The 9,561-nt window shown below is 63.1% G+C and carries 9 protein-coding genes; 7 read left to right on the forward strand and 2 right to left on the reverse strand.

All coding sequences use genetic code 11. From position 1 onward, the window contains the following. Positions 1-1,063 (reverse strand): selenium-binding protein SBP56-related protein (locus WBB85_RS01990; protein WP_432636946.1); only part of this gene is annotated, 1,063 nt, incomplete at its 3' end. 123 nt (positions 1,064-1,186) lie between these two features. Continuing rightward, on the reverse strand, positions 1,187-2,971 hold the full coding sequence (gene ggt / locus WBB85_RS01995; protein WP_432636947.1) for a gamma-glutamyltransferase: 1,785 nt from the start codon (positions 2,969-2,971) through the stop codon (positions 1,187-1,189). Between the two features lie 207 nt (positions 2,972-3,178). On the opposite strand from ggt, the gene WBB85_RS02000 reads away from it, so the two are divergent. The 7 genes from WBB85_RS02000 to WBB85_RS02030 form a co-directional block, all read left to right on the forward strand. Then, positions 3,179-3,781: a helix-turn-helix domain-containing protein gene (locus WBB85_RS02000; RefSeq protein WP_432636948.1), complete on the forward strand. Its 603-nt coding sequence runs from the start codon at positions 3,179-3,181 to the stop codon at positions 3,779-3,781. Positions 3,782-3,899: 118 nt separating this feature from the next. Then, complete coding sequence (locus WBB85_RS02005) at positions 3,900-5,486, forward strand: ABC transporter substrate-binding protein (RefSeq protein WP_432636949.1); 1,587 nt, start codon at positions 3,900-3,902, stop codon at positions 5,484-5,486. Positions 5,487-5,545: 59 nt separating this feature from the next. Then, positions 5,546-6,487, forward strand: coding sequence for an ABC transporter permease (locus WBB85_RS02010; protein ID WP_432636950.1), 942 nt, complete (start codon positions 5,546-5,548; stop codon positions 6,485-6,487). Further along, positions 6,484-7,338: an ABC transporter permease gene (locus tag WBB85_RS02015; RefSeq protein ID WP_432636951.1), complete on the forward strand. Its 855-nt coding sequence runs from the start codon at positions 6,484-6,486 to the stop codon at positions 7,336-7,338. Before WBB85_RS02010 ends, WBB85_RS02015 begins: the two co-directional genes overlap by 4 nt. Positions 7,339-7,341: 3 nt before the next feature. Then, the gene (locus WBB85_RS02020; protein ID WP_432636952.1) at positions 7,342-8,331 is read left to right on the forward strand and encodes an ABC transporter ATP-binding protein; all 990 of its coding nucleotides are present in this window, start codon (positions 7,342-7,344) and stop codon (positions 8,329-8,331) included. Next, complete coding sequence (locus WBB85_RS02025) at positions 8,328-9,326, forward strand: ABC transporter ATP-binding protein (protein ID WP_432636953.1); 999 nt, start codon at positions 8,328-8,330, stop codon at positions 9,324-9,326. Before WBB85_RS02020 ends, WBB85_RS02025 begins: the two co-directional genes overlap by 4 nt. After that, on the forward strand, positions 9,319-9,561 hold a 243-nt coding region (locus tag WBB85_RS02030; RefSeq protein WP_432636954.1), incomplete at its 3' end, for an aminopeptidase P family N-terminal domain-containing protein. The genes WBB85_RS02025 and WBB85_RS02030, both read left to right, overlap by 8 nt.

The following is a 9,561-nucleotide window of genomic DNA, read 5'->3' on the forward strand; positions in this document are numbered from 1 at the left end:
TCATCGGGTCCGAGACATCGTATTGATGCATCTCGCCCGTGCCCCAGCAGGCGACATAGAGGTATTTGTCGTCAAGGCTGAGGTCGATATCGGTCACCAGCGGCGGCACTGCCGAAAAACCTTTCAGGAGGTCCGGCAGATCGTCGGGGTCTGCGGGCTGCGGCGGGATCGTGACGGTCTTTTTCGCATGCCATTTGCCGCCCTCACGCCACCAGGTCCAGATCGAGCCCTCAAGGTTCGTCGTATCCACGACGACGCCGCAGAAGCCGTATTCCTTGACCGGATCGTGGGCGGGCCGGATCTCCAGCGCCATCTGGTGGTTTTCGCCGAAATCGATGGTCTGCACGTTCTTGCGTTCGCGCAGGTTCCAGAAATGGATGCTGTGGCCGTATTTGTTGGACAGAAGGTCCTCGGGCACGATGCCGTTTTCAAATTGCGGCGGCAGGCCCCATTCGGAACTGACCATGTAGTCGCGCGGCAGGTTCCACCAGAAATCGTATTGCTTGTCCTGCATGCCCCGGTCGATCTCATACCGCCCGATAACGTCAAAGGTCTCGCAATCCATGATGAAGATGCCCGGCGGGCCGTCGGTACCGTCCTTGCCGCCGCCGCCAAGGGTCGAGACATAGATGCCCTCTGGCCCGCAATGGATCGTGTGGGGGCGGGAATAGCCGGTCTTGGCGAAGACCTCTTCGGGTTCGATGATCTTGTGGATCTTGGCCTTCAAGGGCTCTTTCACATCGATGATGTAGATGCGGGACGAGCGGATGCCAGGAATGATCAGGTAGCGCCGTTCAAGGAAAGCGTGGCCGGTCAGCGGCGACAGGGCCGAGGAACAGGCATTCCAGCCGAAATGGTGAAACTCATCGCCCTTATTGGGCATGATCACCTGATGGACGATCTGGCTGTAGGTCTTTGACTTCGGGTCCACGTCCACGATCGCAAGGCCATCGGGCTGTGATCCGTCGGGGCTGAGCATCAGCGTGAAGGCGAGCTTTTCGGCCGGGCCTTCCATGGCGAGCTTGGCCGAGGGGTAAAAGGTGGGATCGGGTCTCAAATTCATATCGTTCCTCCGGGTTGAACAGGCGGAATTATGGTTCGTGTTATCTCCGCAATCGTCGGTCGCACGGGAAGCATGCGCGATTTTGAATGCGAAAGCGACAATTCTTTTGTCTTACATTTGGATCTATCCTCCGAGCGCGATCCCCTCGCGCCGCGGATCGGCGCCGCCGGTCAGGCCGTCGCCGATGGCGATCGCATGAAGGCCGGAATTGCGGTCGCCGATGCTGACCTCAAAGCCCATCGCTTCCAGGTCGGGCGCAAGGGCCTCAGTGCGGGTCCCGGCCTCCAGATCGAAGGTGCCGAAGCGGTTCAGGGCATGGCCCATTGCCACCGCCTGTTGCACATCCATGCCCCAGTCGAGATGGGCGATGATGGCTTGCGCGACATAGCCGATGATGCGGCTGCCACCGGGTGAGCCGATGACAAGAACCGGCTTGCCGTCCTTCATCACGATGGTCGGCGCCATGGATGAGCGGGGCCGTTTGCCCGGCTCTACCCGGTTGGCGATGGGGCGGCCATCCTCATGCGTGGCAAAGGAAAAGTCGGTCAGCTCATTGTTCAGAAGGAAGCCGCCGCCGGTCATCAAACGGCTGCCGAAGCCGTTTTCGATGGTCGTGGTCATCGACAGGGCATTGCCATAGCTGTCGACGATCGAGATATGGCTGGTCGAGGGGAACTCGATGGATTGGTCATCGCCCCAGAGCATCGCGTGATCCCAGTCGGGCATGCCCGGTGCGACCTCTTCCAGCGCCGTGTCGGTATCCAGAAGTTTTGCCCTTTTCGCCAGATAGGCATCGGCGGTCAGCCCGGCGGGCATTGGCACGAAATCGCTGTCGGCCATGTAGCGGCCCCGGTCGGCAAAAGCGAGGCGCGAGGCATCGCCGATCCGCCGCCAGCCTTCTGCATTGTCGGGGCCAAGCGCGGCCAGATCGGTATCGCGCAGCATGCCGAGGATCTGCCCGACCGTCAGCGCGCCCGAGGAGGGCGGCCCCATGCCGCAAACCTCATGCACGCGGTAACTGACGCAGATCGGATCGCGCGCCACCACGCGGTAGGTGGCCAGATCGATGGGGGCGAGCTCGCCGGGATTGCCCGTCGCCCCTGCAACGGTCGCGATGATATCCTCGGCGACGGGACCATAATAGAAGGCATCCGCGCCATCCGACGCCATGGCCATCAGCGTTGCGGCATAGCCGGGGTTGGTCAGCGTGTCGCCTGCCGCGATGGGTGTGCCGCCGGGCAGGAAATAGGCCGCCGTCGCGGGGAAGCGGCCAAGCCGTTCGGCATCCCCGGCCACCAGTTCGGCAAGACGGGGCGATACTTCAAACCCGCCCTCGGCCAATTGGACCGCCTCGGCAAAAAGCGTGGACCAGTCGGCAGCCCCCCAGCGTTTCTGCGCTTCTTCCATCAGGCGCGGCGTGCCGGGCGTGCCGACCGAAAGGCCACCCACGACCGCGTCGAAGAATTTCAGAGGTTGGCCGGTTTCATCGAGGAACAGCTTTGGCGTGGCGGACAGGGGCGCGGTTTCGCGCCCGTCGAGCGTGGTCAGCTTGCCGCTTGCCGCGTCGTACCAGACGAGGAACGCGCCACCGCCAAGGCCAGAGCTTTGCGGCTCGACCAGCCCCAGCACCGCCTGCACCGCAACCATCGCGTCTGCCGCCGTGCCACCGTCGCGCAACACGCGGGCCCCGGCAGAGACGGCCAGCGGGTTCGCGGCGGCCACCATCCAGCTATCGGCTGCAACGGGTTTTCCCGCTGCCTTCGCCGCAAGCGCTGCGGCAATCTCGGGCGAGGCCGCTGTTACGGCGGTGGATGTCCCGGCTTCGGGCGCGACCGTGTCGGTCGCGGTCTGGGCGAAAGCGGTGGTGGTGAAAGCGGCAGCAGCCAGAAGGGGGGTAAGCACACGCATCGGGCATCTCCTGTTCTTGATATCCGATGATGCGCAGCAGTGGGCGGACCGCGCAACCCCCGGTTGCCGGACGTGGATCTGCCCGGCTTGCCGGATTGCGGTTGAATGTACACTAAAATAATTTTTAGTGATTTCGGATTGAACCGGTCTATAGTGCCGGGCATAGCCGCTCTGGACAGAAGTCCGCGACAGACGGGGAGGGCAGGAATGGACGAACGAAACTCAGACGATGCACAAAAGGGCAAGCGCGAAGCGCCGCCGCTGGGTCAGGCGATCCGGCACCGACGCAAGACCCTGGGCAAGACTCTGGTCGAGGTGGCGACCGAGGCCGACCTGACCACGGGCTTCATATCGCAGGTCGAACGCGGCATCAGTTCCCCGTCACTCTCATCGCTCCGTTCCATCGCCGCCGCGCTGCACACCAGTATCGAACAGCTCCTGAGCGTGCCCGAGCAATATTCCGAATTTATCGCCAGGGACAAACGCCAGACCTTTTTTCTTGGGGTGGAGCGGCGGTTCTATGAAAAGCTCGGTCCCGGTTTCGCCGGGTCGCTGTTCCATCCTTCGATCATTCATCGGCCCGCAGGGCACGAATCCGAGCATATGCACGACAAGGGCGAGGCGTTCTTTTACCTCATGTCCGGGCAGGTCGAATATCACCTTGATGGCGCGGTCTATGTGATGAACCCGGGCGACTGCATCCATCATGACACCTCAAAACCGCATTACTCGCGGGTTCTGGGCGATCAGGAGGCGGTGGAATTGTGGGTAACCACCTCGCCCATGCGCAATCCGCCGAAGAATTCCTGAGGGACGGCAAGGGGATAGTAGTCAATGTATAGTAATACTAAAAATAATTATAGCAAAAGCAGATAGAAGTTTATCATGACTTCACAGAAGAACGATTCGCTTTTGGGAGGTCCTACACATGAAACGCACGATGATGGCATCCGTCCTTGCCCTGACGGCCGCCTTCGCCGCGCCCGCGAACGCACAGGAACGCGGCGGCATTCTCAACTTCGCCCGCTATGACGGTTCGCAGCTTGTCGATCCGATCTATGCTGACCGCAACCCCGATATCTGGATGGTGGGTTCGCTGTTCGACACGCTCTTGCGGCTCAGCGCCGATGGGACGTCGGTTGAGGCGGGCCTGGCGGAAAGCCATGAAGTGTCCGAGGACGGCAAAACCGTCAATCTGACCCTGCGCGAGGGGCTCAAGTTCGCCGATGGCAACGACCTGACCGGCGATGATGTGGTCTTTTCGCTCGACCGGGCACGCAATGGCGATCTGTCACCCTGGGCCGGGCTGCTGGGCTCTATCGACTCTGTGGCCGCCGATGGCCGTCAGGTGACGATCAGCCTCAAGAACTCCGATCCGACGATCCTGTCGATGCTCGCGACCTTCAACACCGCCATCGTATCGAAAGCGGCCTTCGACGCGGCCGAAGGTGCCACTGATCAGGACAAATCCGCCGCGATCTTTGCTGCGGGTGGCCCCGGTGTCGGGTCCGGCCCCTTCTACCTTTGCGGGTTCGAGCAGGGTGCGTCGATGGATTTCTGCGCGAACGAAAACTACTGGAAAGAGGGTGCCGACGGTAAAGCCTTGCCCTATCTCGACGGCGTGCATTTCCAGATCATCCCGGATGACGCGACCCGTATCCTGAAGCTGCAGGCGGGTGAGGTCGATGTGGCCGAATTCGTCCCCTTCTCCCGCGCTGAAGAACTGAAGGCCGATCCGAAGATCAATATGGAGTTGTTCCCCTCGACCCGGATCATCTATTCGCCGATCAATACCCGGGCGACAAAGGCCGACGGATCGCCCAACCCCCTGGCCGATGCGCGCGTACGTCAGGCGCTGAACTACGCCACCAACAAAGAGGCGCTGATCGGCCTTGTCCTCCATGGCGCGGGCAAACCGATGTCCTCGCCCCTGATGGCGGCGGCCACGCAATACGCCGCCGATATGAGCCCGCTTTATCCTTACGACCTTGAAAAGGCGCAAGCTCTGGTCGCGGAAGCCGGGCTGGAGCCGGGGACCAAGATCACCTTCACCACGCTTGCCGGGTCTGCCGATGACGGCACGATCTTTGCCGCCCTTCAGCAGATGTGGGCGCCCCTTGGCATTGAACTGGCGGTCGAGCAGGTGGACGGGCCGACGCGCGGTGCCAAGAACCGCTCGGGTGAGTTCGACATCCACACCTATGGCTGGGTGAACGACGTCAACGATCCAAGTCAGGTCGTCGGCTGGCTGGGCCACACGCCCACCGCGAACGCGGTTGGCACCGGCTGGGAAAACGCCGATTTCAATGCGCTCTACGACGCATCGGCGACCGAGATCGATCCGGTGAAACGTGCCGCCGAATATGCCGAGATGCAGAAGATCTATGCCGAGGCGGCACCGCTTCTGTTCATGTACGAAACCCCGTTTGCGGTGGCGGTGTCGAAGGCGGTTGAGGGCTATGTCCAGACGCCCCTGGGCAACAACGTCTTCGAAGCAGCGACAGTCAGCCGCTGATCCGCCGCCCGCGCGCCGCCGGCCTCCCTCCGGCGGTGCGCCTTTATGCATGAGGGCCCATGGAAAGCCTGAACTACATCCTGAAACGCCTGATCCTGATGGTGCCGACCTTTGCCATCGTGATGGTGATCATCTTCCTGCTGGTGCGGCTTTTGCCCGGCGATCCGGCCATCGCCATCGCGGGGGACCGCGCCTCGGATGCCGATCTGGCGGCGATCCGTGACAGGCTGGGGCTGAATGAGCCGATGCTGGTGCAGTTCTGGCTGTTTGTGACCAACACGCTTCAGGGTGATCTTGGCCGCTCGATCCTGATGAAGGCGCCGGTGACGCAGGTGATCTTTGACCGGTTGCCGACCACGATCTTCCTCACACTTTACGCGGTCACGCTGGCGCTGATCATCGCCGGGCCTCTGGCCTTTGTGGCAGCCCTCAACCGGGGGCGCTGGCCCGATGCGGTGATCCGCGGCGTGTTTCAGGTCGGGCTGTCGATGCCGGTCTTCTATATCGGCCTTGTCCTTCTGACCTTCCTTGCCGCCCAGTTGCGCCTGTTCCCCGTCGGTGGGTACGGTGCAACCTTCGGCGAAAACCTCTTTCACCTTTTCCTGCCCGCAATGACCGTGGCGCTTTACACTTCGGCCATCGTCATGCGGAACCTGCGCTCGGCCATTGTCGAGGTTCTGGACGCCGAATATGTCCAGTTCGCCCGCGCCAAGGGCCTGCCGAACCGGCTGATCCTTGGCCGCCATGTGCTGCGCAATGCGCTGATTTCGACGATCACGCTTCTGGGCCTTTCCATCGGCAACCTGATGAGCGGAACGCTCGTGACCGAAACCGTCTTTGCCGTGCCCGGTGTCGGGCGGCTGATGCTGGAGGCGATATTTGCCCGCGACTATCCGCTGATCCAGGGGCTGACGCTGACCTTCGCGGTACTGGTTTCCATCGTGTTCCTCTTGACCGACCTCTTCCAGAGCCTGCTTGATCCGAGGATGCGCCTCGCATGACTGACGCAGTATTCACCCCGACCCGCCCGGCCTCGCGCCTGTCGCTGGCGCTGAGAAAGCCGGGCTTCGTCACCGGTGCCGCGATCATCGGCGGCTCTACCCTGCTGGCGCTCTTTCCCGGCCTTTTTGCGCCCTATGACCCGAATTTCATCGACTATCTGGCGGTGCGCCAGCCGCCATCATGGGCGCATCCGTTCGGGACCGACCTTCTGGGCCGTGACAGCCTTTCCCGTGTCATCTGGGCCTACCGGATCAATATGCAGATGGCAGTGCTGGCCACCGTCTTCGCGCTGCTGATCGGTGTCGTGGTCGGCGCGCTGGTCGGCTATTACCGGGGCGTGGCCGATATGATCTTCGGCCGTTTCGTCGATGCGATCATCACCTTCCCCTTCCTTGTCCTCGTCATCGCTGTGGTTGCCGTGCTCGGCCCCGGCCTGATCAACATGTATATCGCAATCACGCTGGTGGGCTGGGTCTATTACGCCCGCCTGATGCGGGCCGAGATCATTGCCCAGATGGGCAACGATTATGCCGCGGCGGGGCTGGTGATGGGCTATTCCGACCGGCGCATCATCTTCCGCCATCTTTTGCCGAACGCCATCACGCCGGTGATCGTTTACTGGATGACCGATATGGCGCTGGCGATCCTTCTCGGCTCATCGCTCGGCTATCTTGGCCTTGGGGCGCAGCCGCCGCAGGCGGAATGGGGCGTTCTGATCGCCGAGGGGCGCAACTTCATCACCACCGCCTGGTGGCTGAGCCTGATGCCCGGCATCGCCATCGTGCTGACCGGGCTTGGCTTTTCGCTTCTGGGCGACGCGGCGGCTGATCTTCTGAGACCAAGGGGGTAGGGCATGGCCCGGGATACGATCCTTGAGGTGAAAAACCTCTCAACCACCTTCCATCGCGGCGGGCGGCCCCTGCCTGCGGTGCAGGACGTTTCCTTCGATCTGGGGCGCGGCGAGGTTCTGGGGCTGGTGGGCGAAAGCGGGTCGGGCAAGTCGGTGACGCTCCGTTCTCTTCTCGGCCTTTCCCGCCGCTACGGCGATGTGAAGGGGGACGTCCTGTGGAATGGCCGCAATATCGCGGCCCTGCCCGAACGCCAGTTGCGCCCGATCCGGGGGCGCGAGATCGCGATGATCTTTCAGGAGCCGATGACCTCGCTCAACCCGCTTCTGACCGTTGGCATGCAATTGACCGAGACGCTGAAGGCGCATACGAGCCTTTCGCGGTCCGAACGCAAGGCGCGGGCGATTGAGATGCTGGACCTTGTCGGCATCCCTTCGGCTGCTTCGCGTCTGGGTGATTATCCGCATCAGTTTTCGGGGGGCATGCGCCAGCGGGTGATGATTGCCATCGCGCTGGCGGCGGAACCGAAACTCCTCTTGGCGGATGAGCCCACAACCGCGCTCGACGTCACCATTCAGGCCCAGATCCTCGACCTGATCCTCTCCTTGGCGCGGGAATTCGACATGGGCGTGATCCTTGTGACCCATGATCTGGGTGTCGTCGCCCAGACCTGTGACCGGGTGGCCGTGATGTATGCGGGCCGGATTGTCGAGGAAGGCACGGTACGTGACGTCCTGCGCGCACCCTGCCATCCCTATACGGTCGGGCTGATGCGCTCGGTGCCCGAGGATGTGACACCGCGCACGCCGCTTTATTCGGTGCCGGGTACGCCGCCCTCGCTTGATGCCTTGCCCCGGGGCTGCGCCTTCGCCCCGCGCTGCCCGAACAAGGGGGAGGGGTGCGAGGCAAGGGTGCCGATGCTGGAGGCTTTGGCCCCGGGCCGCAGCGCCGCCTGCTTCCACCCTGCTGAAATCGCGAAGGGAGAGGTGGCATGACCGCCCCGGTTCTGGAAATCCGCGACCTGACGCTGGCCTTCCCCGTGGGCCGCAGCGTCGCCGACATGGTCACGCGGCGACCGGGCCGGGTGGTCCGGGCGCTGAACGGCATCGACCTTGATCTGAAGCGCGGCGAAACCCTGGGTGTCGTCGGCGAAAGCGGCTGCGGCAAGTCTACACTTGCCCGCTGCATTGTCCGGCTCTACCGGCCGAATGCGGGTCATGTCCGCTTTGACGGGCGCGACATCTTCGACACCGGAATGAAGGGTGACCGCAGCTACAACCGCCGGGTCCAGATGATGTTTCAGGACCCCTATTCCTCGCTCAATCCGCGCATGACGACGGGCCAGATCCTGGCCGAGGCGCTGCGGGTCCACCGGATGCGGCCCGAGGACAGGATCGCCGAACGAGTGGCGGAACTGCTGGACCTCGTCCGTCTGCCACAGGATTCCGTCGACAAGCTGCCGCATGAGTTTTCCGGCGGCCAGCGCCAGCGCATCGCCATTGCCCGCGCGCTGGCGGTGGAGCCCGAGGTGCTGATCGCCGATGAACTGGTTTCGGCGCTTGATGTCTCGGTACAGGCGCAGGTGGTGAACCTCCTGTTGCAACTCCAGCACAAGCTCGGCCTCACGATCCTTTTCGTCGCCCATGACTTGCGGCTTGTCCGCCATGTCTCGCACCGCGTCGCGGTCATTTACCTTGGCCGGATCGTTGAGATCGGCGACAGTGAGACGCTGTTTGCGGCCCCCTCGCATCCCTATTCGCAGGCGCTGCTTTCGGCTGCCCCCTCGCTTGACCCTGACGAACGTGGCAAGGCGCAAAAGCTGGAGGGCGAACTGCCCTCACCCCTGAACGTGCCGCCCGGCTGCCCGTTCCACCTGCGCTGTCCGCATGTGACCGACCGCTGCCGGGCCGAGGTGCCAGAGCTACGGCCGCTGGCCGGGCGGGGTGAGGTCGCCTGTCACCGCGCCGAAGAGATTGCCGGGAATGCCTGATCCGGACCCGCAGCGCGCCATCGCCGATTTGCGCCGTGACCTCGACCGGCGCGGGCTGCAGGCGTTCATCCTGCCGCATTACGACGCGCATCAGGGCGAATACCTCGCCCCGCATGATGAGCGGCTGGCCTTTGTCATCGGCTTCACCGGCTCGGCCGGGATGGCCATCGTGACGCCCGAAACCGTCGCGCTTTTCGTGGACGGGCGCTACAGCGTGCAGGCTGCCGCCGAATGC

The organism is Albidovulum sp. (genome assembly GCF_049646345.1).
Classification (GTDB): Bacteria; Pseudomonadota; Alphaproteobacteria; order Rhodobacterales; family Rhodobacteraceae; genus Albidovulum.